Source organism: Nocardia beijingensis NBRC 16342 (assembly GCF_001612785.1).
GTDB lineage: Bacteria > Actinomycetota > Actinomycetes > Mycobacteriales > Mycobacteriaceae > Nocardia > Nocardia beijingensis.
Genome location: NZ_BDBC01000010.1, coordinates 238,656 through 264,617 on the forward strand (window position 1 = coordinate 238,656; position 25,962 = coordinate 264,617).

Genomic DNA, 25,962 nt, shown 5'->3' on the forward strand with positions numbered 1-25,962 from the left:
CGATCGGTCGCGGCGGCAGAAGGGAGCACGCCATGGGAACCGACCAGGTTCTGCTCCACCGGTTCGTCATCTCGCAACTCACCGCGGCCGGCGTCGACCGCGACCGGCTGCTGCGGGAAGCCGGATTGCCCGAGTGGACCATGGCGGGCGACGACGTGCACCTGCCCAGCCAGACGTTCTCCCGGCTGTGGGAGATCGGGGAACTCGAACTCGGCGACCCGGACGTCGCGCTGAACGTGGCGAGCCGCTACCAGCTGACCTGCCTGGGGCTCTACGACTATCTGTTCTCCTCGGCGCCGACGCTGGGGGCCGGACTGGCGACCTGCGGGCCGTACGTCACCGCGGTGACCACCAACCACCGTTTCGACCTGGTCGCGGAGAACGACGACGAGGTCACCTTGTATCTCGACATCATCGACGGGGAAGGCCGCGGCCGCGATCTCACCCAGCTCTGGGGGCTGAGCGCGGTGCTCAGCCGCGCCCGGCGCGTGGTGCGTGAACCGCTTGCTCCGCTGCGGGTGGCGTTGCGCCAGCAGGCGCCCGCCAAGATCGGCGCCTTCATCGAGGTTTTCGGCACCACAGCGATCGAGTTCGACGCGCCGGTGGACGCCATGACCTTTCGCGCCTCGGACATGGATCTGCCGCTGACCACGAGCGATCCGGTTCTCGCAGGCATCCTGCGGCCCTTGGCCGCAGCGCTTCCGCCACCGCCGCCGCTGGCCACCGCATGGCCGGAGCGCGTCGCGACCGCTCTGGCGGAATGCCTGGACGAAGGCGACGCGTCGTTGGAACGGGTCGCGCGCAGGCTGGCCACCAGCCCGCGCACGCTCCAGCGGCGGTTGCGTGAGGCGGGCACCACCTGGCGCGCCGAGCTGGACCGGGCTCGCGGTGCGCGGCTGGTCGCCGCGACCGCCGCGGGGCCGCTGAGCCCATCGCGCAAAGCCGAGATCCTCGGCTACTCCGACCCCGGATCGCTGCGGCGCGCGGCTCGGCGCTGGTCGCTGGCCGGCCACGCCCCGCGCACGGAGCCCAGCGTCACGGCCTGATGAACCGCGCGGCGATCGACCAGAACGTAGCGTCCTCGATCGCGCGGAAATCCCAGCTGTTGGTGATCGCGTGAGTCTCGGCGACGATCGCGGGAACGTCGAAGTCCTCGCGAGTGGCGGTGCCCTTGGCCTCCAGTACCTCGATGACGTACGCGGTGGCGCTCTCCATGGAATCTGACACGGAAACTCCCATCGGTCGCGGAACGATTCGGTCGGTCATCGGCTGCCGAGCGGCGCCGCGCGCGGCAGTACGCTCCCGGTGCCGGCCCACCGGCGGACACGCATTCAGTCTCATGAAAAGACCGCTCTGTCACCAGCACCGAACGCGACACGTCGCGGCCGAACGCGCCAATCTGCGCGCTCAGTGCGGCGTATAGCGCCACACCCCGAGCATGCTCTGCGCATCGAGCGGTTCGGCGTCGTCGTGCACGGTGTCGCGAAGCCGGGTCAAGGCCGCGTCCGTGGGCAGACCCGCACCGATGAGCACCAGTCGCGCTCCCCGCGACTCACCGCGTGACCACCCGCCCGGCTCGAAGACGATGTGGCGGCCGACCATGTGCAGGACGAATTTCCTGCGTTCGCCCGCCACTGCGAACGCGGCGAAGCCCTTGGCCCGGAACAATCCCGCGGGCGGGTCCTCCAGGAAACCGATCAATTTGCGCGGGTCGAGTTCCCGCTCGCTGGCGAAGGAGACGCTGGTGTAGTCGTCGTGCAGATGACGGTGTCCGGCGTGGTCGTCGTGATCGTGCTCGACGAGCAGTTCGTCGAAGCTCAGTTGCTCGGCCACCAGCGGGCGCTCGCGCCGGGGTCGGTCGAACAGCAGCCCCGGATCGATCCGGCCGTGCGTGGTCGCGTACACCGGGACCGGCCCGACCAGCGCCGCGATATCCGCGCGCAGCCGGTCGAGTTGCTCTGGCGTCACCCGGTCGGCCTTGTTCAGCACCACCAGGTCGGCCAACCGCACATGCGTGCGCAGCTCCGGATGACGGGCACTGCTGTCCGGGAACTGTTCGGCGTCGACCACCTCGACCAGGCCGCCGTAGCGCAGGCGCGGATTGTCGCTGCCGAGCACCATCCGGATGAGGTTGCGTGGCTCGGCCAAGCCGCTGGCCTCCACCACGATGACGTCGATCCCGGCGCGCGGCTGGGTGAGCCGGGTGAACAGCTCGTCCAGTTCGGTGACGTCCACCGCGCAGCACACGCATCCGTTGCCGAGCGAGACCATGGCGTCGACCTGCCCCGCCACCAGCATCGAATCGATGTTGATCGCACCGAAGTCGTTGACCACCACGCCGATCCGGGTCCCCCGGTTGTCCCGCAGCAGGTGATTGAGCAGCGTGGTCTTCCCGGAACCGAGAAACCCCGCGACGAGCACAACAGGAATCCGGTCAGCCATTCCGCTCACCCTAGTGCGCCGCGCGACCCGCGGGAAAAGCCGGACGCCACCCTCGGCGGTGCCGGGGATGGCGTCGGGTGGGTTCGGTGTGCGGACTATTTCGCGGGGCCCAGCAGCATGCCCGCCAGGCTGTAGCCGAGATTGATCAGTTCCGTGGCGATGGCGTTGTTGTCCAGGCCGAGCATCTTCGCCAGCGGCATCAGCAACTCCATGATCGAGGCGTTGCCTCCGGAGGCGCCGGGTGACTGCTGCGCGTTGGGCGTCCCCGGCGACTGCGTTCCGGACGTGCCCGGCGATTTCGGCGCCGCGGACGTGCCGGACGACTGTGGTGTCGCCGTCCCCGGCGCGGGCTTCGGCGTCGTGCTGCTCGGCGCCGACTGCGCCTGCGGCACCGCGGGGGCAGCGGGGCTCTGCGGCACACTCGGAGTCGTGGAACTCTGCGGCACCGCGGGAATCTGCTGGGCCTGCGGCACCACCGGGTTCGTCTGCGCCTGGGGCGCGAACGGGTTCGTCTGCGCCTGGGGCGCGAACGGGTTCGTCTGGGCCTGCGGCGTTCCGGCCTGCGCCTGCGGCGTTTCGGTGGCGACGGCGGGATGGTCGAACGACGCGCTCTGGCCGCCCTGCTGATCCGGTGCCGCGCCGGGCTGCGGTGCGCCGAGCAGGTATCCGACCACGCCCGTGGTCAGCGCGATCGCATGCTTGAGCTGCCCGTCCGGTGTCTCCAGCGATGCCGCGTCCTCGGGATTGGCGCCGTTGCCCATCTCGAGGAAGACCAGCGGAACGGTGGTCAACGCGGGCCCGGCGATGTCCCTACGGGTCTGCAGACCGTCCACCACGCCGCCGTAGTTGGCGGGCGGGAATCCCGCGTCGCGATACGCGTCGCGCACCGACCTGGACGCGGCGAGTCCGGCCCCCGACTGGACCTGATCGACGATCGGATCCGGGATGGGCAGCTCGGGAACGATGAGGTGGAACCCGCGATCCTGCGCCGGCGCGCTGTCGGCGTGGATGCTCACGGCGACGTCGGCGCCGGACTGGCTCGCCGCGCGGGCACGGTCGTCGACGCAGCCACCCCAGTTCATATCGTCCTGGCGGCTCAACACGACATGCGCGCCGAGCGTCTCCAGCGACGTCTTGACGACCTGCGCGACGTTCCAGGTGATGGTGTGCTCGGGAACGCCGTTCATGGTGGTCATGCCGGTGGTCTGGCAGTCCTTGGTGCCGCCGCGACCGTCGCTGACCTGTCTGGCCAAGTCCTGGGAGTGGTTGGACCCCTGATGGCCGGGGTCGAGGAATACGGTCTTGCCCGCCAGTTTCTTCGACATGTCCAGCGGCGACGGCGCCGCCTGCGCGCTGACCGGAAGCAATCCGGACAACGTCACCGTCACCGCGGCCGTCACCGCGGTGCAGATACCGGCTTTGACGATGCTTGGCTTCATAGTGCGGTCGGCGCCCTCGGAACGGAGCGCCCCTCCCTTCCCACTTGTAACACCAAACCCAATGGTCACTTTGGCAACGCATGTATCAGCAAAGCAAGCGGTGTAATCGAAGCGTTACAGCGTGCGCGACGCCCCGGCGGGCGAACCGGCCCCGGCGATTTGCGCAGAGATAGCAGAGCGTAACGCCACCGGCTCGACATTGTCGCTTTCGGCACGCCGAAAATCCAAACTGTCTCCTAATTTGTCAGGATCATCCCGAATTTCCTTGGCGATTGCCCAGTTCGTAGGGGCCGGGCTGAAATCGCGGATTCGGGCACACCACCCGGTCGGTTCTGGTATTGGTTGCCGCGGAGATGCGGGGATCTCCCGATTCGGCCGCGACGGCGGGCGTACGACGACGCGGCGGGAGTACAAGTCAAGGAGAACCGGTATGCGTGCTAGCGCGCTCCTACTCGCGGGAGCCATGAGTTCCGCCGTCACCCTGCTCGGCGCCGCGACGGCGGCGGCCGAACCCGCGAACACCATCTCGTACGACGGCGTCTACTTGGTCGGCGTCGACATCGCGCCAGGTCTCTGGGAAGCGCCCGGCACGCCCGACCCCGCCTACGCCTGCGACTGGCGCAGGCTGTGGAAGCTGGAGGGGGACAACACGAACATGCAGTACATCATCGCGAACAACTACACCCGGCTCGGCCCGGTCCGCGTGCAGATCAAGCCGACCGACGTCGGGTTCAAAACCGAGAACTGCGGACCGTGGCGGTTGCTGGCCAGCCCACCACCGACCGGCTCGTCCGGCGGCTGAGGGCGTAGCCTTCGCTCCGGCCAGGCGCAGGCCGACGACGGACAGAGTCGGATTGCGCCGTTAGGGTCGGCCGCATGACGCGGAAGAAAATTCTGATCACCGGGGCGAGTGCGGGTCTCGGAGCCGCCATGGCACGCGATTTCGCCGCCGAGGGCCGCGATCTCGCACTGTGCGCCCGCAGGCTGGACGCGCTCACGGCACTGCGCGACGAACTGGTGGCGGCTCGTCCCGGGATCACCGTCGCGGTGCGCGCGCTCGATGTGGACGACCACGCGGCGGTGCCGGTCGTCTTCGGCGAACTGCGCGACGAGCTCGGTGGTCTGGACCGGGTGATCGTCAACGCCGGGATCGGCAAGGGAGCGCCGATCGGCAGCGGACGGGCCGACGCGAATCTCGCCACGGCGACCACGAATTTCGTCAGCGCTCTCGCGCAGGCGGAAGCGGCGCTCGAGATCTTCCGCGCACAGCGGGCGGGGCACCTCGTGCTCGTCGCGTCGATGAGCGCGGTGCGCGGACTCCCCGGAAAGAAGGCGGCCTACTCGGCGAGCAAGGCGGGACTCGCCGCGCTCGGCGCGGCACTGGCCACCGAATTCGCGCGCTCGCCGATCGCGGTGACCACCCTGCTGCCGGGTTTCATCGCCACCGACATGGCCGCCAAGGCGGGCGACGCGCGGATGGTCGCGCCCTTGGACAAGGGCGTCGCGGCGATGGTGGCCGCCATCGAGCAGGAGCGGCGCCGGGCCTGCGTTCCCGGGTGGCCGTGGCGGTTGATCGACCTGGCGCTCCCCCATCTGCCCGACGCCTTGGTCACGCGGATGAGCTGAACCGCACGAAGCGACGCAACCGCACGGAATCGCAGCCCACGGTCGGGTCGAGCCGGACCTGCGCGCATCGCGCTTTCCGTGACGGAAGTCGTGCCGATTCCCGAGCGGCGAAGTGCGGCGATTACCCGCGAGGTAATCGACCCCGCGACCGGCGGCGGGCAGGATCGCGGCCATGATCGATGAGATGGGCACCAAGCTGTTCCACCAGACCATGCCGTTCACCGAACGCCTCGGCGTCGAGGTGCTCGCCCACGGGCCCGATCTGGTGCGCAGCCGCTTGGCCTGGGACGAATCGCTGTGCACGCTCGGCGGCGCGCTGCACGGCGGGGTGCTGATGTCGCTGGCCGACGCCACCGGCGCGGTCTGCGCGTTCCTCAACCTGCCGGAAGGCAAGCAGGGCACCACCACGGTGGAGTCGAAGACGAACTTCCTGCGCGCCGTCCGCTCCGGGCATGTCGTCGCGTCGTCGGCGCCGCTGCATGCCGGACGCTCGTTCATCGTGGTCGAGACGGTGCTCAGGGACGACGCGGAGAAACTGGTCGCGAAGGTCACCCAGACCCAAGCGGTGCTCTGACCGACGCCGACCGCACGATCCCTTGCAGGCACATCGATGCCATCACCGTGCGGCCGAGCGAGAGCCGATGGGCCAGGCGCGCGTTGCCGGGTGTCCTGTCGCAGCGATACAGCAGCAGACTCGGCACTTACCAGCCGAACAGGTGATTCAGCAGCCGGTCGACGGTCGTGTGGCGAACCAGCAACCACCGGCCCGCCAGCACGGCCGCGACGAACCCGATGACCGGCCACGCGATGATTCCCGGAATCGATGTCGTCAACCGGCCGACCTCCCACCCACGAAACTGTCCCTTGCGAACGATAACGTTGCCGCGTGTTCGTGACCGCGCAGAGGGAGAATCGGCAGCCACCGATTACCGAGGTGTCCACCGGGTCCATGTCTTATTTGTCCAATTCACGACATCGCGCGCCCGGCGCCGAGCCGACGGCGATTGTCATCGGCTCCAGAACTCGGGCCCGAATGTCCTCCGATGTCACAACCACGTGGCTTGCGATGAATTCGGATAGCGCGCAAAACATTTGGCCGAATGACTGTGGATGTTACGCTGTATCACATAGAGTTTCAGTGACGACACTCACCTCCGACACGCACCTCCCGGCGGGTGCGTCTGCTCTTCGTAGCCCGCGAACGCGGCTCCACCTCATGCTCTGCCCGCCCGTTCGTGCGGCAAGAACGGAGATATCTGTGCGCGATGAACCACGATCAGCTTTCCGGACCGGGCGAATCGATGGTGCATCGATCGAAGTCGACGTCGTTCCACCCGCCCCGCGATCGATGGCCGGCGCGGTGATGAGGACCGGGGCGCCCGCGGTCGAGCGGCGATACCGCCTTCCCGAAGACAGCGCAGCGGTGCGGCTATGCGTCACAGCGTGACCGTGTAGGGGGAAACGGAAGCGATGACCAAGCAGACTGCCGGAACAACCGAACTAGCCGTGCGCCCGGCCGCCGGGACGGACACGATGAACACCGCGCTGCGCGATCGCCTGATCGACGCGACCGTCGAGGTGGTGTCGACCGAGGGGTTGCACGCGCTCACCGTCCGCCGCGTGTCCCGCATGTGCGGGGTCTCCACGATGGCGGTGTACTCCAACTTCGGCGGGATGCCCGGCCTGATCCGGGCGGCGGGTTCCGCCGGCTTCGCGCAGCTGGCCGAGCGCATGACCGCGGCCGGGGTGACCGACGAGCCGATCACCGATCTGCTCGTGCTCGGCCTGGTATTCCGCGACGAGGCCCAGCGCAGACCGGAACTGTTCCAGCTCATGTTCGGCACCGGGACGCGCATCGACCTGAAGATCAACCGCGGCAATGTGCTCGTGGCCGGGCACGATTCGGAGTTCGAACACTACGCGGAGACCTTCGACCACGTGGTCGGCGCGGTGCAGCGCGCACAGGACGCCGGACTGATCAACACCGCCGACGTCCGTTCCGCCGCGGCGCAGCTGTGGATGGGACTGTTCGGCTTCATCCAATTGGAGATGGCCGGTCACCTGGGCGACGACGGTTTGCTGGAAGTGCTGGTGCCCGCGATCGTGAATCTGCTCGTCGGCATGGGCGCCGAGCTGGAATCCGTCGGCGCCTCGGTGCTGCTCGCGGTGGAACGGTTCGCCACGCTGTTCGGCGAGTGAGCCGGGTGGCCGGGTTCAGAACGGCAGCTTGGACCTGAACCGCTGGGCGCGTGCCATCGCGCGCTCGGCGGCGCTGCCGCGCGGCGGCATCAGACCCAGTTGCAGCAGCATCTCCGTCAGGTCCCAGGTGGCCTGGCTGCGCCAGATCAACCCGGAGCGGAACTGCCACGCGTCGATGACCAGCAGATCGATCGTCTTTCCGGTCGGGCCGAAACCGGGCGGGTCGATGGGGCCGAGATGGGTGCCGGTCATCCGCCACGGCACCAAGGCCAGCCGGTTGTCCGCGGCGAGCACCGGAGGGAACGGGTTGGTGTAGGCGACATCCGGGAACGAACGCACCGTGTCCGCGACGAACTTCTCCACGCCGGCGGGCCCGTGCGCGGGCGCGTCCAACGAGGGGTCGTGCCAGATCGTGTCCTCGGTGACGCATTTCGCCACCGCCGCGCCGTCGCCGCTGTTCCAGCCGGCGATGTATTGCTCGGTGAACGCCAGCAGCCACTCCAGGCTTTCGATGGGTTCGGCCTCCGCCTCGATGCGGAACTGCCCGGTGTTGTACGAATCCACGCCCATCGCCTTTCGCCCCACTGCGTTATGCCGAGCCATCGTAGCCACGAATGGACCGCGCACTCAACACCTTCCGGCGGCGTGCGGGCGAACGACGCGGAATAACACCGGAATAACGATGTAATTCACACCGGTTCCACCCGGCGATAACTCTGTAATAACGTCAGAATAATCCCGTCATAAGCGCTCTGAACTGCGTCGATGACGAAGTTGTCATTAGTTGCCCGCCAACGTTTTCGAGCTGCGGCGAGAACAATTCCGTATTGACCTTCGCGAATCGCCCCTCCTACCATGGGTGGACACTGACCTCCTACCGCGGAACCACTTCACCGCCGGACGACGCCAAGGCCGAACAGGTTTACCGGCGCCGCGATTCCGGCTGTCTCCACGCTGATTCGACGATGCGGGCGCTCGACCGTCCGCGTATTCGAATGCCCGAGCATCAGGGGATTTGCATGCCCAATGTAGCAATTGTCGGTATCGGCTGCCGTTTTCCGGGCGGCATCGACGGACCGGACTCGTTCTGGGATCTCGTCGTGCGCAAGGGCGACGGGATCGTGGAGATACCGGCGGACCGCTGGAATATCGCCAAGTTCTACGACCCGGACCCGGACGCGCCGGGCCGGATGTACACCAGGCACGGCGGATTCCTCACCCAGCCGCTGTGGGAGTTCGACGCCGAGTTCTTCGGCATCTCCCAGCGCGAGGCCTCGATCATGGACCCGCAACAACGGCTGCTGCTCGAGGTCGCGTGGGAGGCGCTCGACGACGCGGGGATGGCGGGCCGGGTCGGCGGCCGCGAGGTCGGGGTGTTCGTCGGCGGCTTCATGAACGACAACGCGCTGGTGCGCAGCGGCTCGGTGGCGCGGGCCTCGATCAACAGCCACAGCCCGACCAGTTCGTCGCACACGCTGCTGTCGGCTCGCATCGCGTTCCTGCTGGATCTGCTCGGGCCGACCATGACCATCGATACCGCGTGCTCGTCCTCGCTGGTCGCGCTGCACCAAGCGGTGCTGGCGCTGGAGTCGGGCGAGTGCGAGACGGCGATCGTCGGCGGCGCCAACGCGATGCTGCGCCCCGAGGCGTTCATCTCCATGTGCAAGGGCCGGTTCCTCGCGGTCGACGGCCGGTGCAAGTCCTTCGACGCGGCCGCCGACGGCTACGGCCGCGGCGAGGGCGCTGGCGCCGTGGTGCTGAAGACGCTGGACGCGGCGGTGCGCGACCGCGACCGGATCTACGCGGTGGTGCGCGGCAGCGGCGTCAACCAGGACGGCCGCACGCTGGCCATCCCGGTGCCGAACTCGGCGGCGCAGGAGGCGCTGGCCCGGCGGGTGCACCGGCTGGCGGGCATCGACGCCCGCGACATCCGCTATGTGGAGGCGCACGGCACCGGCACGCCGGTCGGCGACCCGCTCGAATTGGCCGCCCTCGGCGCGGTGTACGGCGCGGTCGACGGCCGCGACGAGCCGCTGCCGGTCGGCTCGGTGAAGAACAACATCGGCCACACCGAGGCCGCCGCAGGCGTCGCCGGTCTCATCAAGGCCGCGCTGACCCTGCACCACGGCATCATCGCGCCGCAATTGCGGCTGGACAACCCGAACCCGGAGATCCGGTTCGACGAACTGCGGGTTCGGATTCCGCTGGAGACCGAACCGCTGCCCAACGACGACGGCCGGGCCGCGGTGGCGGTCAACAGCTTCGGCTACGGCGGCACCAACGCCCACGCGATCCTCACCCGTGCGCCGGAAGCGCCCGCGCAGGCGCCGACGGCCGCGCCGATCACGGTGCTGCCGCTGTCGGCCCGCAACGAGACCGCGTTGCGCACGATGGCCACCCAGGTGCACGACCTGACCGAGACCACCCCCGTGGACGCGGTGACCGGGGCCGCATGGACGCAGCGCGCGCACCATCCGATCCGCGCGGCGTTCGCCTACCGCGACGCCGACGACCTGCGCGCGCAGCTGGCCGATTTCGCGGTGGGCGCGGGCAAGTCGCCCGCCCGCGCGCTCACCGACGGCTCCACCAAGCCGGTGTTCGTGTTCAGCGGCATGGGCCCACAGTGGTGGGGCATGGCCCGCGGCCTGCTCGAGGCCGGCGGGCACTTCGCCGCCGCCGCGCGATCGATCGACGAGGTCTTCCAGGAGATCGCGGGCTGGTCGATCGTCGCGGAACTGCTTCGCCCCGAGGCGGAATCGCAGATCACCAGGACCGCGTACGCGCAGCCGGCGAACTTCCTGGTCCAAGCCGCGCTGGTGGCCGAACTCGCCGAGCTCGGCATCCATCCCGCCGCGGTGGTCGGCCACAGCGTCGGCGAGGTGGCCTCGGCCTACGCCTCCGGCTCGCTGTCGCTGCGCGACGCGCTTTTGGTGAGCTATCACCGCGCCCGGTTGCAGGCCACCACCGCGGGCACCGGCGGCATGCTCGCCGTCGGGTTGTCGGAAGAGCAACTGCGCGAGCGCCTCGCGGGCGTGGCGGGGGTCTGCGTCGCGGCGATCAACAGCCACTCCGCGGCGACGCTGTCCGGCGACCTGGCCGAATTGGACCGCATCCGAGAGGAGCTCACCGCCGAAGGCGTCTTCGCCAAGGCGCTGCGCGTCGAGGTGCCCTACCACAGCCACCTGATGGACCCCATCCTCGGCGAACTCACCACCGCGCTCGCCGGACTCGCGCCGCGGGCCGCGCGGGTGCCGATCTGGTCCACCGTCACCGGCGGCGAACTGTCCGGCCCCGACTGGGATGCCGAGTACTGGTGCCGCAACGTGCGCGAGCCGGTGCGGTTCGGCGCGGCCGTCGACAGCCTGCTCGACGCCGGACATCGGGTCTTCCTCGAGGTGGGACCGCATCCGGTGCTCAGCGGCAACATCAAGGAGGCGTTCGTGCGCCGCGGCCTGGACGGCGCGGCGATCAGCACACTGTCGCGCACCGCCGACGACCGCGACAATCTGCTGCGCGCGGTGGGCGAGCTGTACCAGGCGGGTGGGTTGGACACCGCGCACGCGCCCGGCGCGCCGGAGACCCCGGTGGCGCACCTGGACCTGCCCCGCTACCCGTGGCAGCGCCGCACGCTGTGGACCGAGGATCCCGCGATCGAGGCCGATCGCATCGGCGCCGTCGACGGCTACGTCATGCTCGGCCAGCGCACCGCGGCGTCCGCGCCGGAATGGGAAGTCGAACTGTCGGTGGCCGCGCTGCCGTGGCTGCCCGATCACGTGGTCGACGGCTCCGTCGTGCTGCCGGGCGCGGCCTATCTGGACGCCGCGCTCAGCGCCGTCGCGGTGCGGACCGGTCGCGCCACCTTCGGGCTGGAGTCGGTCCAGTTCGTCGCGCCGCTGGTGATCGGCCAGCACGACGTGCCGGTACTGCGTCTCACCGTGGAGGAGACCACCCACCGGTTCACCCTGCGTTCGCGCGCGGCCACCGCGACCACGTGGACGATCAACGCGCACGGCAGGCTGATCGAGGCGGACGTCGACGCGCGCACCGTCGACCTCACCCCGGCGGCGGACGCGGTGGAGGTGTCCGCGGCGACGCTCTACGACGGCCTCGCCGCGCACGGCTTGGCCTACGGGCCGAGTTTCCGGCTGATCACCTCCGCCGCCGTCGGCGCCGACTCGGTGCTGGCCCGGCTCGATCTCACGCCGCTGGCCGGGAGCGCGCCGAGCCTGCCGCACCTGGCCCACCCGGCGGCGGTCGACGCCGCGTTGCAGTGCTTCGCCGCCTTGTACGCGCAGACCGCGCACGGCGCGAGCGTCGTGGTGCCGTCCTCGGTCGACGGGGTCCGCTGGACCGGGCCGCTGCCCGAGCAGGCGGTCGTGCTCGTCCGCCGCGTCGACGGCGACCCGCTGTGCGCGGACATCACTGTCGCGTCACCGGAAGGCACTGTGGCACTGTCCCTTTCGGGGGTTCGGTTCGCCAGCCTTGCGGCCGAGCCCGATCTGCACGACCAGCTCGACGAGCTGTTCTACGAGCCGGTGTGGGCCATCGTCGACGACACCGCGCCCGCCGACGAACCCGTGGGCGGCGAGGAGTTCCTGCTCGTGGTCAGCCTGGGCAGCACCGTCTCGCAGCGCGCGAAGGAGATCGCCAGCGCGCGGGCGTCGGCGGAGATCCTCACCCTGGCGCCGGAAGAGGCCGGCGCCTCGGATCGGGTCCTCGCCGCCTTGCGGGCCGCGCAGGCGCGGCCCGGCGTCACGCGCGGCCGCCTCGTCGTGGTGTCCGGCGCGGAGCTGGACGCGGTGCCCAACGCCTACGGGCTCGCGCAGGTCGCCAAAGCGGTCGGCGAGCTGGTGGTCGGCGAGGAGGACGACGAGGCCCCGGCCGCCGAGGTGCGCGCGGTGGTGGTCACCGAGCAGGCGTTCTGCCTGCCGGTCGACGCCTTCGCCCATCCCGCGCAGGCCGCGCTCACCGGCGCCAGGCGCACGCTGCGCAACGAACAACCCGCGGTGCAGTGGCGGCTGGTCGACACCGAGCCCGCCACACGCGCCGCGGACGTCGTCGAGCAGGTGTTCGGCGACGGGCGAGCCGACGAGGTCGCGTTGCGGGCGGGCGCGTGCTGGGCGCTGCACCTGCGCAAGTCCCTGCGCGATCATCTGGCGATCTGGGACGAGGCCGCGCCGCTGACCGACCCGGAAAGCTCCTTCCGCCTGGAGATTCCGCGTTCGCGGCTGCTGTCGGACCTGACCTGGCGCGCGGTCGATCGCGTGCCGCCGGGGCCGGGCGAGGTCGAGATCCGGCTGGACGCGGTCGGCCTCAACTACAAGGACGCGCTCAAAGTGCTCGGCGTGCTCACCGAAAAGGAGCTTGCGGGCACGTATTTCGGCACCGACCTGGGCATGGACGGTTTCGGCGTGGTCGAGCGGGTCGGCCCGGGTGTGACCGAGGTAGCCGTCGGGGACGAGATGTCGGTGTGCGCGAGGGATCTGGTTCGCAGGCACGTCACCCTGCGGCCGGACGAGGGCGCCACGATGCCCCTCGACTACCCGGACACCGTGCTCGACCCGTGCCACTCCAGCTCGGTCCTGCCTTTCCTGACCGCCGAATTCGCCTTCGGCGAGCTCGCGCACCTGCGACCGGGTGAGACGGTGCTGATACACGGCGCCGCGGGCGGCATGGGCATGGCCGCGGTCCAGGTCGCGGTGCGCCTCGGCGCGCGGGTGATCGCGACGGCGGGCTCGGACGAACGCCGCGCGGTGGCCGCGGCGGCGGGGGCGCACGAGGTGGTCAACTCGCGCTCGATCAGCTTCGTCGACGACGTGCTCGACCTGACCGATGGACGCGGCGTCGACGTGGTCTACAACTCCTCCCCCGGCGAGATCCTCCAGCAGAACCTGCGGGCGGCCGCCGAATTCGGGCGGATCATCGAGATCGGCAAGGCCGACATCTACGGCGGCGGCGCGATCGACCTGCGCCCGTTCGACCGGAACCTGTCGTTCTTCGCCGTCGACATGGACCGCGCCTTGGCCGTGCGGCCCGAACTGGTCCGCCGTGCGGCACGCCGCGCGATGGACGCCCTGAACGACGGCACCTACGACTACCTGCCCTACACCGCGTTCCCCCTCACCGCGACCACCGAGGCGTTCGAAACCGTGGTGCGGTCCAAGCAGATCGGCCGGGTGGTGCTCGATCTGCGCGACCCGGAACCGACCGTGCTGGTCAAGCGGCCGAGTCTGCCGATCGACCCCGCGGCCAGCTACCTGGTGACCGGCGGCTTCGGCGCGTTCGGTCTGGCGACCGCGCGCTGGCTGGTGCGGGTGGGCGCGCGGCGGCTGGTGCTGGCCGGACGCAGCGGCGCCACCAACGACGCGGCACGCGCCGCGGTCGCCGAGCTCACCGCCACGGGTGCGGAGGTCGTCGAGGAGCGCCTCGACATGGCCGACTACGACGCCGTCGCCGCGCTGATCGAGCGCATCCAGGGCAGCGGGCATCCGCTGCGCGGGGTGTTCCACGCGGCCGGTGTGGTGAACAACCTCGAGGTCCCGCAGATCACCGCCGAGTCACTGGCGGAGATCTTCGGGCCGAAGGTCGCGGGCGCGGTCAACCTGGACACCGCCGTCACCGCGGCAGGCATCGACCTGGACATGTTCGTGCTGTTCTCCTCGGCGAGCAGCATCGTCGGCATCTCGCCCCAATTCGGTTACGCGGCGGCGAATTCCGTGCTGGACATGATCGCGGCGGCCCGCCGGGCCCGCGGCGCCGCCGCACTCGCGGTGAACTGGGGCTTCATGAGCGGCGGCGGTGGCATGGCCGATTACGAGGCGGTCAGCCGATACGCGGAGATGACCGGCTACCGCTCGGTGGACATGGACGTGGCCACCGATCTGCTCGGCGAGTGCCTGCGGCTGAACCTGCCGCAGATCGTGCTGTTCGACGTGGACTGGAGCCAGTGGGCGCTGGCGCATCGCCCGTCCACCCGCACGCCGCGTTTCGCCGACCAGGTGGCGGCCGCCGGCGGCGGCGCGGCGGGCGCGGGCGCGCTGCGGGCGGAGATCCTCCAGCTGGGCGTGGAGCAGCGCGGCGAGGTGGTGGCCTACCTGCTCGCCGAGCAGCTGGCCGCGGTGCTCGGCGTCGACGCGGAGACGATCGACCTGAACACCCCGCTGCCCGAACTCGGCATGGATTCGCTGATGGGCATGGAGTTCGGCGCGCGCGTGGTGCAGGTGCTCGGCACCCAGCTGTCGGTGCTCGCCGTGATCGGACTGACGTTGCGCGGGCTCGGCGCGCGGATTGCCGAGCAGATTGCCCAGGAAGAAGAGCGCGCGGCGAGGAGCGAGGACGAATGAGCGGCAACAACAGGGAACTGGCCCGCGCACTGCTGGCCAGGCACGCAGGCGGCGAGCACACCGCCCCGGCGAACGGCAACGGCGCGCGAGCCGCGAACGGCTCCACCGCCCCGGCCGCGGCTACCGGTAACGGCGGCGCGGCGCGCGGGGTCGCGCACACGTCGTTCCGTGACCACCCCGGCGTGCTCGAGGCCGCGCAGCGGTTCGGGCGGTTCGACGCCTGGGTCAACGAGGTCGGGCTGGTCAACCCGTACTACCTGCCGCACGAGGGCATCAGCGGCGCGGTGACCAGGATGGCCGACCGGGACGTGGTGAACTTCAGCAGCTTCGGCTACCTGGACCTGGCCGCCGACCCGCGGGTGCGGCAGGCCGCCAAGGACGCGATCGATCGGTACGGCACCTCCGCCGCCGCGGTCCGGATCGTGGCCGGCGAGTTGCCGATCTATCGCGAACTGGAAGCCGAGATCGCGGGCATCTACGACACCGAGGCCGCGCTGGTGACTGCGAGTGGCTACCTCACCAACGCCGCCGCGGTCGGATTCCTGCTCGGCAAGCGCGATCTCGCGGTCTGCGACGCGCTCATCCACCACAGCGTGGTGTCCGGCACCGAGTGGTCGCGCTGCAAGCGAGTCTCCTTCCGGCACAACGATCCCGAGTCGCTCGAGACGATCCTCAAGATGTCGCGGCGCAGTTTCGACCGGGCCATGGTGATCATCGAGGGTCTCTACAGCATGGACGGCGACGTGGTGCGCCTGCCCGAGATCATCGAGGTGGCCAGGCGCTACGACTGCTCGATCATGATCGACGAGGCGCATTCCTTCGGCACCCTCGGCGCCACCGGGCACGGCGTGCGCGAGCTGTTCGACCTGCCCGGCGACGCCGTCGACGTCTGGATGGGCACGCTGTCCAAGGCGCTCGGCAGCGTCGGCGGCTATCTCGCGGGCAACCGGGAACTGGTCGACGGATTCAAATACGTCGCGGGCGGTCTGAGCATGTACACCGCCGCGCCCGCGCCGTCGGCCATCGGCGCCGCGCTGGCCGGGCTCGAAGTGCTCCGCGACGAGCCGGAACGCGTGACGCGGCTGCGGCACAACAGCGAGTACTTCCACCGCCGCGCCAAGGAGTACGGCTTCGACATCGGCACGTCGGAGGGCTCGCCGATCATCCCGGTCATGACCGGCGCCGACGAACCGGCCGTGCTGGCGGCGCTGGCCATGCTGCAACGCGACTTCAGCGTCAACGCCATCACCCACCCGGTCGTCCCGGCCGGAGAGGCCAGGCTGCGCTTCTTCATCAACTGCAGGCACACCGAGCAGCAAATGGACCAGGCGCTGGCCACGCTGCGCGAGGTGCTCGACGGACTCGCGGACACCGCGGGACAGCAATTCACACTCGCCCATGAGGAGCAGCACTCGTGAAAATTCCCCTCAATCGATCCCTCCTGCGAAAAGCGGTGGTGCCAGGGGTGGCGCTGCTGCTGATGGGCTCGCTGTTCATTCCCGCGCGGTCGGCGCTGCTGCCGACCTACGACGAGGCGGGCGGACCCATCGCGAGCAAGTTCGACTTCACCGCGATGCCGATCGCGCTGCCCAAGGGCCTGCCGACCGACCGCAAGATCCGCGAGCTGCGCGAGCCGTACAAGCACCTGTCGGCCTGGATCTCCTCGGTCGGCGCCGCCATCGCGATGAACGACTTCGACGGCAACCGGCTCGCCGACGACCTGTGCGTGGTCGACCCGCGCTCGGACACCGCCTTCATCACCCCGACGCCGGACAGCAACACCGCCCGGTACGAGCCGTTCGTGCTCGATCCGAAGCCGCTGCCTGCCGACTCCTCCACGGTGCCGTCCGGCTGCATCCCCGGTGACTTCAACGGTGACGGCCGCATGGACGCGCTGGTGTCGTACTACGGCCGCACCCCGATCCTGTACCTGCAGCGCGCCAACGCGACCCGCCTGGACGCCAAGGCGTTCCGCCCGATCGACCTGGTGCCGTCTCCGAACACCGCGGACGGGCACTACGAGGGCCAGCGCTGGATCACCGCCGCGGTCTCGGTCTCGGATTTCGACGGCGACGGCAAGCCCGACATCTACCTGGGCCAGTACTTCAACGACATGGACGTGCTCTCCAAGGACGGCCAGCTCGCGCTGTGGATGACCGACTCGCTGTCCAACGCGCGCAACGGCGGCAAGGACCGCATCTTCACCCTGGCCTCCGCCAAGTCGGGTGACGAGCCGACCGCCGAGTACCGCGAGGTGGCCAACCCGTTCCCGATCGGCATGGACACCGGATGGGCGCTGGCCGCCGCGGCGGCCGACCTCAACGGCGACCAGCTTCCCGAGTTGTACGTCGCCAACGACTTCGGGCGCGACCGCCTGTTCGTCAACAAGTCGACGCCGGGCCAGATCCGCTTCGGCTTCGCCGAGGGCGAGCGCGGCATCACCGAGCCGAAGTCGTATGTGCTGGGCCATGATTCGGACAAGGGCATGGCCGCCGACTTCGGCGACCTGAACGGCGACGGCATGCCTGACCTGTTCGTCAGCAATATCGCGGTGCGCTTCGCGCTGATGGAAGGCCACTTCGCCTTCTACAACACGGCCAAGGACACCGCCGACGCGGCACGTCAGCTGGCCGAGGGCGTGGCTCCGTTCAAGAACCGCGCGACCGACGTCGGCCTGGCCTGGGAGACCTGGGGCTGGGACGCCAAGATCGACGACTTCGACAACGACGGTCGCAACGAGCTGATCCAGGCCACGGGCATGATCAAGGGCGAGACCAACCGGTGGCCGCAGATCCAGGAACTCGGCACCATGAACGACGACCTGACCAAGTACCCGTGGTCCTGGCCGATCATCGGCAAGGACGCCGACATCGCGGGCAGCAACCCGGTCGGTTTCTTCAGCCGCGGTGACGACGGCAAGTTCGCCAACCTCACCCACGCGCTGGGCATGGACACCCCGGTGCCGTCGCGCGGCATCGCGGTCGGCGATACCTCGGGCAACGGCGCGCTCAGCTTCGCCGTCGCCCGGCAGTGGGGCGATCCGACCTTCTACCACAACAACAAGGCCAAGGGCGGCCAGTTCCTCGGCCTGAAGCTGTTCCGGCAGGCCTGGGACGGCACCGCGACCACCAACACCATCGCCGGTCTTCCTACCCAGGGCGTGCCCGCGGTGGACGCCCAGGTCGAGGTCCGCACGGCGGACGGCAGGCTGCTCACCAGCCACCTCGACGGCGGCAGCGGGCACACGGGCAAGCGGGCCACCGAGGTGCACATCGGGCTCGGCGAGGTCGATCCGGCCGCCCCGTTGAACGTCACGCTCCGCTGGCGGGAAACCAACGGCACCCCGCACGAACAGTCCCTCCAGCTCGCGCCGGGCTGGCACACCGTGAACCTCGCCTCGGACGCGCAGGAGGTCAAGCAGCGATGAGCGACAACGACAACAAGGATCCGGGCGAGGCGAAAGCCGCCTCCAACGGCCATCACGAAACGCCAGCGGCCGAAGGCAACGGCAGCGCACCTGCCAACGGCAACGGCGCCGCGCACCAGGCCAATGGCGCCACGACCACCGCGGAACGCATCTCCTCCATACAGCGCTCGGGCACCGAGTTCGCCAAGGAATGGATGGAGAAGCCCGCGCCGACGAAGGACCCGCGCTACCTGGCGCTGCGCAACTTCGCCATCTCGATCACGATCTTCAATCTGATCGGGTTCCCGCTGCTCGGCTTCGAGCAGCCGTTCCTCTGGCCGTTCATCGCACTGGCCACCGCCTACACCACCGAGATCGGGCTGGAAGTCCTGGCGGCCTGGGCGTACAAGCGCCCGCCCGCCTTCCGTGGCCGCGGGCCGCGTGGGCTGTTCGAGTTCCTGCTGCCCGCGCACATCACCGGTCTGGCGTTCAACTTCCTGACCTTCGCGCACGACAAGCTGTGGCCGGTGATCTTCGGCATCGTGGTCGCGGTCGGCACGAAGTGGGTGCTGCGCGCGAAGATCAACGGCAAGATGCGCCACTTCATGAACCCGTCGAATTTCGGTGTGGTGGTGTGCTTCCTGGTGTTCCCGATGATCGCGGTGGCGCCGCCGTACCACTTCACCGAATACATCACGGGACCGGCGGACGCGCTCATCGTGCTCGGCCTGCTGACGACCGGCACCATGCTCAACGCCAAGCTGACGCTGAAGATGCCGCTGATCATGGCGTGGGTCGGCTCGTTCGCGCTGCAGGCCATCGTGCGCGGGCTCATCGAACCGAACATCTCGATCCTGGCCGGACTGAGCATGATGACCGGTCTGGCGTTCGTCTTGTTCACCAACTACATGGTCACCGACCCCGGCACCACGCCGTCGGGCAAGAAGCAGCAGATCATGTTCGGCGCCTCGGTCGGCATCATGTACGGCGTGGTCACCGCGCTGCACATCTCCTACGGGTTGTTCATCGCGCTGGTGATCGTCTGCGGCGCTCGCGGCGTCTACTGGTGGGCACGCGGCATCGCCGAATGGTGGGGGCAGCGGGGCGCGGCGCCGGAGGCGGCGCAGCAGCCCGTCGTGGCCGACGACCTGGAGGCCGACATCACGGGCGAACCGGAACCGGAGAAGGAGGCGGCCCGCTCATGACCGACCGCGCCGAGCTGCGCCGCGTGCTCGGCGCGTTCACCACCGGTGTCACCGTGGTCACCACCGGGTGGCCACGGCCGCACGGCATGACCGCCAACGCGTTCACGTCCGTCTCGCTGGATCCCCCGCTGATCCTGGTGTGCGTCGCCCACACGGCGCGCCTGCACCGGGCGATCCACGAGGCGGGCGCGTTCGCCGTTTCGGTGCTGTCGGCGGAGCAGGAGCCGGTGGCCCGGTATTTCGCCGACTCCGCGCGTCCCGACGGCAACGCCCAATTCGACCAGGTCGAGTGGTTTCCCGGACCGCACACCGCGGCGCCGCTGCTGGCGAACGCGGCCGCGGGCCTGGAGTGCAAGCTCGACGCCGTATTCGACAGCGGCGACCACAGCATCGTGGTCGGCGAGGTCGTGCACGCCGAACGCGACGCCCGACTGGCCGCCACGGGAGCGCTGACCTTCTTCGACGGCGGCTTCCGTCGCTTGATCCTGTGACGATCCCCCACTCCTCCGACGAATGGAGAACCCCCATGCCCTCGCCATTGGGACCGCTGCGCGCGGCCCTGTTCGTCCCCAGTCCGGCCAGCGTCCGCCGAGTGCTCGGCAAATTCGAGCAGCCCGACCAGCACACCGCGCTCGAACTCGAGCAGGTGACCATGCACCTGGTCGGCGGCATCGACTCCGCGGTCCGCAGTTCGGACAACGACGAGCTGATCGCCACGCTGGCGCAGGTGCCGCCGAAGTACCGCGGGTTCGCCTACGAAGGCGCCGCGGTCGGCCTCACCGCGATCGACTCGCTCTCGCCCGGCCGCCGCGCCGCCGACCTGATCGACGGCCCGGCCAGCGAGTACGCGCTGACCATGTATGTCGGCGTCGGCCTTGCCATGGCGAAGATCCCGAAGTCGCGGTGGAAGAAGCTGTTCCCGCAACACCCGCTGTTCCGCTGGCTCGCCATCGACGGCTACGGCTTCTACAAGGCGTTCTTCCAGATGCAGCGCTATGTGCGGGACAAGCACGTCGAGACCCGCTACCCCGGCTGGCTCGGCGACCGCGACAACCTGAAGCGCATCGCGGACCAGGGCATGGGCCGCGCGCTGTGGTTCATCGGCGGCGGCAGCCCGGCCGGTGTGGTGCGGCTGATCGGGGAGTTCGAGCCGAAACGGCACGCGGATCTGTGGAGCGGCGTCGGCATCGCCGTCACCTTCGCGGGTGGTGTGGAGCCCGCCGCGATGGAGGAACTGTGGGACGTGGCCGGTGAGTTCCGGCCGCAGCTGTCGCTCGGCTCGGCCATGGTCGCCCGCATCCGGCAACAGACCAACAGCGTCAACGAGCACAGCGAGGCGGCGGCGCAGGTCTTCTGCGGCACCACCGTGGCGAAGACCGACGCGCTGATCGAGAGTTCGCTCGACGATCTGCCCGGCGACGGCAGTTCCGCCACCTACCTGCTGTGGCGGGACCGGATCGCCGACATCGTCACCTCGAGCCGGGCCTGAGCCGCCGCGATGGCACGGGTCGAGGACTGGGTCGGCAAGCACGTCGTCGTCACCGGCGGATCGGAGGGAATCGGCGCCGCGGTGGCGGAGGCCTTCGCTCGGCGTGGCGCACGCGTCTCTCTGATCGCACGGCGGAAGCTGCCGCTGCGCGACACCGCGAAGCGATTGGACGCGGACTGGGCCACCGCCGACGTCACGCGCGCGGAGGAACTGGCCGCGGCCATCACGGAACTGGAGCAGCGCAACGGGCCGTGTGCGGTCATCGCCTGCTGCGCCGGTCTCGCGCTGCCCGGCCGGTTCCTCGAGGTGGACCCCGACGAATTCGAGGTGCAGATGTCGGCGAACTACCTCGGTGCGGTGCACGCGGTGCGGCGGGTGCTGCCCGGCATGGTGGAGCGGGGCGAGGGAAAGATCCTGCTCGTGAGTTCCACCGCGGCGTTTCTCGGCATCACCGGGTACACCGCCTACGGACCGACCAAGGCGAGCGTCCGGCAGCTGGCGTTGTGCCTGCGCTACGAAGTCGAGCCGAAAGGCGTCGATGTCACGGTGATCTATCCGGCCGACACCGACACACCGGGGCTGACCATGGAGAACACCAGGAAGCCGGTGGAGACCAAGGCGATCACCGGCTCGATCGAGCCGATGCCGGCCGAGCGCGTCGCCGAGGCCGCGGTGCGCGGTCTGGAACGCGGCCGCCACCACATCGCGCTCGACCCGCTCACGCGGTTCTTCCTGGCCTGGGCGAACCTCCCGGAGGACCTGGCGCGGCCGTTCATGCGCCGCACCATCGCCAAGGCGTTGCGCGGCGACTGACCGCGATCGCGACGAAAGGCCCGCTCACCCATCGAAACCCGATGCGTGAGCGGGCCTTTCGGCATATTCACCCGATGATGACGATCACGCAGGCCGCGACGAAGAGCACCTGAACCAGCGCCCGCAGCGGCAGGGGCATGGTCTTGATGCCCAGTTCGGCGCGGGCGGCGCGGACATTCGCCGGGAACAGCGCCACCAGCAGCGCGATCAGGCAGGCCGCGGCCAGGTCCGCGGTCGCGGGAACGAGCACGCCCGCCGCGCCCGCCAGCTCCAGCACGCCGGTCAGCGTCACCAGCGCGGGGGCGTTCGGCAGCCGCGGCGGCACCATGGCGATCAAAGCGTCGCGGCGCGGCTGGAGGAAGTGCGCGCTGGAGGTGAGGACGAGCATCGCGGCCAGCCCGAGCGCCGTCGCGTGCGCCCACGAATCGAGCCAGCCGTTGCCGGTCAGCCAGCCGATGAGCCGGACGACTGCGGTGACGACGACGAGGACGACCAGCGGTGCCATCGGAATCTCCTGTGGATCGAAGAGCAAATCTTGACAGTGGAAAGATAGGCTCGTCGCCATGAACTTGTCAATGTCTAGATGATCGGTCACCATCGAGACATGGCGAAGGACGGCTACCACCACGGAGATCTCCGCGCGGCACTGCTCGCCGCGGCCGCGGAGCGGATCGCCGCCGACGGCGTCGACGCGGTTTCGTTGCGCAACCTGGCCAGGCACGCGGGCGTCTCGCACGCGGCGCCCGCCCACCACTTCGGCGACAAAGCCGGACTGCTCACCGCGCTGGCCACCGAAGGCTTCGAACTGCTCGCCGCGCAGCTCGCGCAGGCCGGGGACGATTTCCGTGAGGTCGCGGTGGCCTACATTCGTTTCGCGCGCGAGCACCCAGGGCACTTCGACGTCATGTTTCGGCACAGCCTGCTGCACGCGGAGGACCAGACATTGCGCGACGCGCGGGAGCGGTCGGCACTGGCGCTGCGCTCCGGCGTCTCGGGCATCCAGCCGACCCACGGCCACGAGCACCGGAAGGCGACCCAACTGGCCGCCTGGTCACTGGTGCACGGCTTCGCTTCACTGTGGCGCGAAGGGGCACTGCATAATTCGACACTGGCCGACGATCCCGATCCGGAGGCCGTGGCGCGCAAGATGCTGTCGACCATCCGCTTCGACTGACCGGAAACCGGCTTGCGACCAGCCGCCACCGTGCTATCCACAGACCCGGAAGGAGCGGGCGGCCACCTCCCAGCTGCCATCGACACATGGACATCCACGCCTACCCCACGGACGCGACCACACCGGTGGACCCGGCCGAGGCACACCGGATCGCCGACCGGCATCTCGTCACCGACGACTACGCCGCACGCGGAATCACCTACCGGCTGGCCGAATTCGACACCTGCTTCGTCGCCGTCGCCACCTTCCCCCGTTCACCGCACGCCGACCCGGACAGCCCGCCGGTTATCGTCGGCGGCTCCGTCTGCGTCATCGACAAGCCCACCGGTGCGGTCTCCTACTGGCCGACCTATCCGGCCGACCTGGTCGCCGACCAGTACGCGACCGCGTTGCGCGACGGCACCCTCGTCGTCGAGGACGGCTGGCCGGAAGACGACGAGTCGCCCGCATAATCGAAGTCGTTGTCGCCATCGACAATTGGGAATCGGCGCACGACCATGATCAACGACGCCGTCCCATGAGAGATCGAGCAGGCGTCGAGCTTCCAACCGCGGCGGGCCGTACCGCGTTCATCACCGGAATCGCGCTCGACAACGTGGTCAAGGCCCACACCGGAAAGGTCGTCGTCTGGTCCGCCACGCAGTAGCGCTTCTCCTCGCCGAGCACCACGCCGCCCGAGTCAGAACGCAGGTTGGGCGGGGAAGCCGGGCTTTGGGTTCGGGGCTGGCTCGCCCGCGTCGGGGACTTCGGTGCCGCGCAGCGAGGCGCCCGCGGTTTCGCGCAGGTGGTTCCAGGCGAGCAGACCGATCAGGGACGCGCCGACCATGTAGACGGCGGGGAACAGAGCCCAGCCGGTCGCCTCGATGACGGCCTCGTTGATCAGCGGGGCGGTGCCGCCGAAGAGCGCGGTGGAGACGTTGTAGGCCAGCGCGAAGCCCGCGTACCGCACATGGGTCGGGAAGATCGCGGGGAACGTGGAGCTGATGGTGGACAACTGCGGCACGTACAACAGTCCGAGCACGATGAAGCCGAGGATGGCCCAGACCGTGCCCTGACCCATCAGCCAGTACAGCGGCACCGCGAGCACGCTGAGACCCGCCAGCGAGAACAGCCACATCGGGCGGCGGCCGACATCGTCGGACAGCCGGCCGAACAACGGCAGCACCAGCATCATCACCACTTGGCCGAGCAGCATCATCGCGGTGGTGGCCGACTCGCCCATGCCGATGGTCTTCTGCAGATAGGTGGGCTGATAGGTCAGCAGCGTGTAATTCACCACGTTGAGCGCGATCACGAGTCCGGCCAGCGTGAGGGTCTCGCGCCGGTAGGTGGTCAGCACCTCGCGCAGGCCGCCCGGCGGACGCTCGTGCTCGGCGACCTCGGTGAATACCGGGCTCTCGTCCAGCTTGGCGCGCAGGTACCAGCCGGTCAGGCCGAGCGGGACGGCGATCAGGAACGGGATGCGCCAGCCCCAGTCGTGCATGGTGTCCGAACCGAGCGCGAGCTGGCAGGCCAGCACCGTCGCGGAGCCGCCGACGAAACCGGCCATCGTGCCGAATTCCAGGAAGCTGCCCAGGAATCCGCGTTTGCTGTCGGTCGCGCATTCGGCGAGATACGTTGCCGCGCCGCCGTATTCGCCGCCGGTGGAGAAGCCCTGCACCACACGCAGCAGGATGAGCAGGATCGGAGCCAGCACACCGACGGACGCGTGGGTCGGCAGCAGGCCGATGGCGCCGGTGGCGGCGGCCATGAGCAGGATCGTGGTGGCCAGCACGGCTTTGCGGCCGATCCGGTCACCGAGCGGTCCCCACACCATGCCGCCGAGCGGCCGCAGGACGAACGAGATGGCGAAGCCGAGCATGGTGCCGAGCGTGCCGAGTTCCCCGGGGAAGAAGGCATCGGTCAGGTACGTCGCGGTGGCGGCGTAGACGCCGTAGTCGAACCATTCGGTCGCGTTGCCCATGGCGGAGGCCGCCACGGAACGCCGCAGCGGAAAACTCCTGGATGCTCGATCGGTCACGTGCACGTCCTCTCCAGTCCGTCACGGACCTCGGTTCCTTCCGCCTCCGGTCTCGACGACCGAAGGCGTGGCACGAAACAGACCGATACCCAGGATTCGACGTCGGCAAACAGTCGCGGAACAGGAAGAGGCCGAGCGCATCCGCGCTGACCTGCCGCTCCACCACCCATTGTGACTCCGGTCACACAGTCGCGAAGTGATGCGACGAAGCCCGCGATTACCGCCGTCCGAGCATGGCGGCGATACCGGCGGTGACGTCCCGCGCCAGCGCCCCGTCCACCGGGGCATGCCGACTCAGCAGTCGGTACCACATGGCCCCGAAGGCGAAATCCACCACCAGATCCAGCGGCACCGCCCCGGCGAACTCACCACTGTCCACCCCGCGCCGCAGCAGGGTGCGCAACGCGGCACGACGCGGGCCGATCACCGTGCTCTGCAACCGCTCGGAGAGGGCGGGGTCACGTTGCGCGTCGGCCATCAGGCCGACCAGCGCCTGGCCGGTCAGCTTGCGGGTGAGTTCGTAGGTCACGGTGAGCAGGCCTTCGACCTCGGCGAGCACGTCGGCGGACTCGGCTGGCACGCGCAGCGCCGGATCCTCCGCGAGCCCGGCGAGCGCCTCCATGAGCACCGCCGCCTTGTCCGGCCACCAGCGATACACCGTCTGCCTGCCCGCGCCCGCCGCGTCGGCGATCGCCTTGATGGTGAGGTCCTGATAGCCGTCCCGTTCACACAGTTCGAGCGCGGCGCGCAGGATCGCGCGCCTGGTCTCCTCGCTGCGCGGGCGGCCACGGGTTCCGGTCATGCCG

The 25,962-nt window shown here is 69.5% G+C and carries 23 protein-coding genes; 15 read left to right on the forward strand and 8 right to left on the reverse strand.

Translation table 11 applies throughout. From position 1 onward, the window contains the following. Positions 1–32 precede the first annotated feature (32 nt). Positions 33–1,046, forward strand: coding sequence for an AraC family transcriptional regulator (locus tag NB3_RS06345; protein WP_067797853.1), 1,014 nt, complete (start codon positions 33–35; stop codon positions 1,044–1,046). Here NB3_RS06345 and NB3_RS06350 read toward each other — a convergent pair. The 3 genes from NB3_RS06350 to NB3_RS36775 all read right to left on the reverse strand — a co-directional run bounded on the left by NB3_RS06350 (position 1,036) and on the right by NB3_RS36775 (position 3,881). Next, a complete protein-coding gene (locus tag NB3_RS06350) occupies positions 1,036–1,227 on the reverse strand; it encodes a hypothetical protein (protein ID WP_084485926.1) in 192 nt (63 codons plus the stop codon). The genes NB3_RS06345 and NB3_RS06350 overlap by 11 nt on opposite strands. 180 nt (positions 1,228–1,407) lie before the next feature. Further along, the gene (locus tag NB3_RS06355) at positions 1,408–2,442 is read right to left on the reverse strand and encodes a CobW family GTP-binding protein (protein ID WP_067797859.1); all 1,035 of its coding nucleotides are present in this window, start codon (positions 2,440–2,442) and stop codon (positions 1,408–1,410) included. Positions 2,443–2,537: 95 nt separating this feature from the next. Then, positions 2,538–3,881, reverse strand: a complete 1,344-nt coding sequence (locus tag NB3_RS36775) for an N-acetylmuramoyl-L-alanine amidase (RefSeq protein WP_067797862.1) — start codon at positions 3,879–3,881, stop codon at positions 2,538–2,540. Between the two features lie 430 nt (positions 3,882–4,311). Here NB3_RS36775 and NB3_RS06365 point away from each other — a divergent pair, with 430 nt between their 5' ends. The 3 genes from NB3_RS06365 (at position 4,312) to NB3_RS06375 (ending at position 6,081) form a co-directional block, all read left to right on the forward strand. After that, the gene (locus NB3_RS06365) at positions 4,312–4,683 is read left to right on the forward strand and encodes an Rv1352/Rv1906c domain-containing protein (RefSeq protein WP_067797865.1); all 372 of its coding nucleotides are present in this window, start codon (positions 4,312–4,314) and stop codon (positions 4,681–4,683) included. 74 nt (positions 4,684–4,757) lie between these two features. Continuing rightward, the gene (locus tag NB3_RS06370; RefSeq protein ID WP_067797868.1) at positions 4,758–5,507 is read left to right on the forward strand and encodes an SDR family oxidoreductase; all 750 of its coding nucleotides are present in this window, start codon (positions 4,758–4,760) and stop codon (positions 5,505–5,507) included. A gap of 172 nt (positions 5,508–5,679) precedes the next feature. Next, complete coding sequence (locus NB3_RS06375; RefSeq protein ID WP_067797871.1) at positions 5,680–6,081, forward strand: PaaI family thioesterase; 402 nt, start codon at positions 5,680–5,682, stop codon at positions 6,079–6,081. A 127-nt stretch (positions 6,082–6,208) separates the two neighbouring features. Here the strand turns inward: NB3_RS06375 and NB3_RS36520 are convergent, their stop codons facing one another. Then, entirely contained in the window at positions 6,209–6,340 is a 132-nt protein-coding gene (locus NB3_RS36520; RefSeq protein WP_280516568.1) for a hypothetical protein, read from the reverse strand. Between the two features lie 637 nt (positions 6,341–6,977). Here NB3_RS36520 and NB3_RS06380 point away from each other — a divergent pair. Further along, positions 6,978–7,706: a TetR/AcrR family transcriptional regulator gene (locus NB3_RS06380; RefSeq protein ID WP_084485850.1), complete on the forward strand. Its 729-nt coding sequence runs from the start codon at positions 6,978–6,980 to the stop codon at positions 7,704–7,706. 15 nt (positions 7,707–7,721) lie between these two features. Here the strand turns inward: NB3_RS06380 and NB3_RS06385 are convergent, their stop codons facing one another. Continuing rightward, complete coding sequence (locus NB3_RS06385) at positions 7,722–8,270, reverse strand: ester cyclase (protein WP_169810647.1); 549 nt, start codon at positions 8,268–8,270, stop codon at positions 7,722–7,724. Between the two features lie 455 nt (positions 8,271–8,725). Between NB3_RS06385 and NB3_RS06390 the strand changes: the two genes are divergently transcribed. The 7 genes from NB3_RS06390 to NB3_RS06420 are packed head-to-tail and all read left to right on the forward strand — an operon-like array spanning position 8,726 to position 21,962. After that, entirely contained in the window at positions 8,726–15,049 is a 6,324-nt protein-coding gene (locus NB3_RS06390; protein WP_067797880.1) for a type I polyketide synthase, read from the forward strand. Continuing rightward, on the forward strand, positions 15,046–16,467 hold the full coding sequence (locus tag NB3_RS06395; protein WP_067797883.1) for an aminotransferase class I/II-fold pyridoxal phosphate-dependent enzyme: 1,422 nt from the start codon (positions 15,046–15,048) through the stop codon (positions 16,465–16,467). The genes NB3_RS06390 and NB3_RS06395 overlap by 4 nt, the downstream gene beginning before the upstream one ends. Then, positions 16,464–18,476 carry a CRTAC1 family protein gene (locus NB3_RS06400; protein WP_218020534.1) on the forward strand — a complete coding sequence of 671 codons (2,013 nt, stop codon included), beginning with the start codon at positions 16,464–16,466 and terminating at the stop codon, positions 18,474–18,476. The genes NB3_RS06395 and NB3_RS06400 overlap by 4 nt, the downstream gene beginning before the upstream one ends. Beyond that, complete coding sequence (locus NB3_RS06405; RefSeq protein ID WP_067797886.1) at positions 18,473–19,660, forward strand: RnfABCDGE type electron transport complex subunit D; 1,188 nt, start codon at positions 18,473–18,475, stop codon at positions 19,658–19,660. The genes NB3_RS06400 and NB3_RS06405 overlap by 4 nt, the downstream gene beginning before the upstream one ends. Continuing rightward, a complete protein-coding gene (locus NB3_RS06410; protein WP_067797889.1) occupies positions 19,657–20,151 on the forward strand; it encodes a flavin reductase family protein in 495 nt (164 codons plus the stop codon). Before NB3_RS06405 ends, NB3_RS06410 begins: the two co-directional genes overlap by 4 nt. Positions 20,152–20,186: 35 nt before the next feature. Next, positions 20,187–21,149 (forward strand): DUF1702 family protein, encoded by a 963-nt coding sequence (locus tag NB3_RS06415; RefSeq protein ID WP_084485854.1) that lies wholly within the window; start codon positions 20,187–20,189, stop codon positions 21,147–21,149. Positions 21,150–21,158: 9 nt separating this feature from the next. Further along, positions 21,159–21,962, forward strand: coding sequence for an SDR family oxidoreductase (locus NB3_RS06420; protein WP_067797892.1), 804 nt, complete (start codon positions 21,159–21,161; stop codon positions 21,960–21,962). Positions 21,963–22,029: 67 nt separating this feature from the next. Here NB3_RS06420 and NB3_RS06425 read toward each other — a convergent pair whose 3' ends face one another. Beyond that, on the reverse strand, positions 22,030–22,467 hold the full coding sequence (locus NB3_RS06425) for a DoxX family protein (RefSeq protein WP_067797895.1): 438 nt from the start codon (positions 22,465–22,467) through the stop codon (positions 22,030–22,032). 99 nt (positions 22,468–22,566) lie between these two features. Between NB3_RS06425 and NB3_RS06430 the strand changes: the two genes are divergently transcribed. From NB3_RS06430 to NB3_RS36525, 3 genes are all read left to right on the forward strand, one after another. After that, positions 22,567–23,136, forward strand: a complete 570-nt coding sequence (locus tag NB3_RS06430; RefSeq protein WP_067797898.1) for a TetR/AcrR family transcriptional regulator — start codon at positions 22,567–22,569, stop codon at positions 23,134–23,136. Positions 23,137–23,222: 86 nt separating this feature from the next. Then, a complete protein-coding gene (locus tag NB3_RS06435) occupies positions 23,223–23,588 on the forward strand; it encodes an SUKH-4 family immunity protein (protein WP_067797901.1) in 366 nt (121 codons plus the stop codon). A 65-nt stretch (positions 23,589–23,653) separates the two neighbouring features. Further along, on the forward strand, positions 23,654–23,782 hold the full coding sequence (locus tag NB3_RS36525; protein WP_280516569.1) for a hypothetical protein: 129 nt from the start codon (positions 23,654–23,656) through the stop codon (positions 23,780–23,782). 33 nt (positions 23,783–23,815) lie between these two features. Here the strand turns inward: NB3_RS36525 and NB3_RS06440 are convergent, their stop codons facing one another. Both NB3_RS06440 and NB3_RS06445 read right to left on the reverse strand, forming a co-directional pair. Then, a complete protein-coding gene (locus NB3_RS06440; RefSeq protein WP_067798471.1) occupies positions 23,816–25,099 on the reverse strand; it encodes an MFS transporter in 1,284 nt (427 codons plus the stop codon). Between the two features lie 274 nt (positions 25,100–25,373). After that, positions 25,374–25,958, reverse strand: a complete 585-nt coding sequence (locus tag NB3_RS06445; protein WP_067797904.1) for a TetR/AcrR family transcriptional regulator — start codon at positions 25,956–25,958, stop codon at positions 25,374–25,376. Positions 25,959–25,962 lie beyond the last annotated feature (4 nt).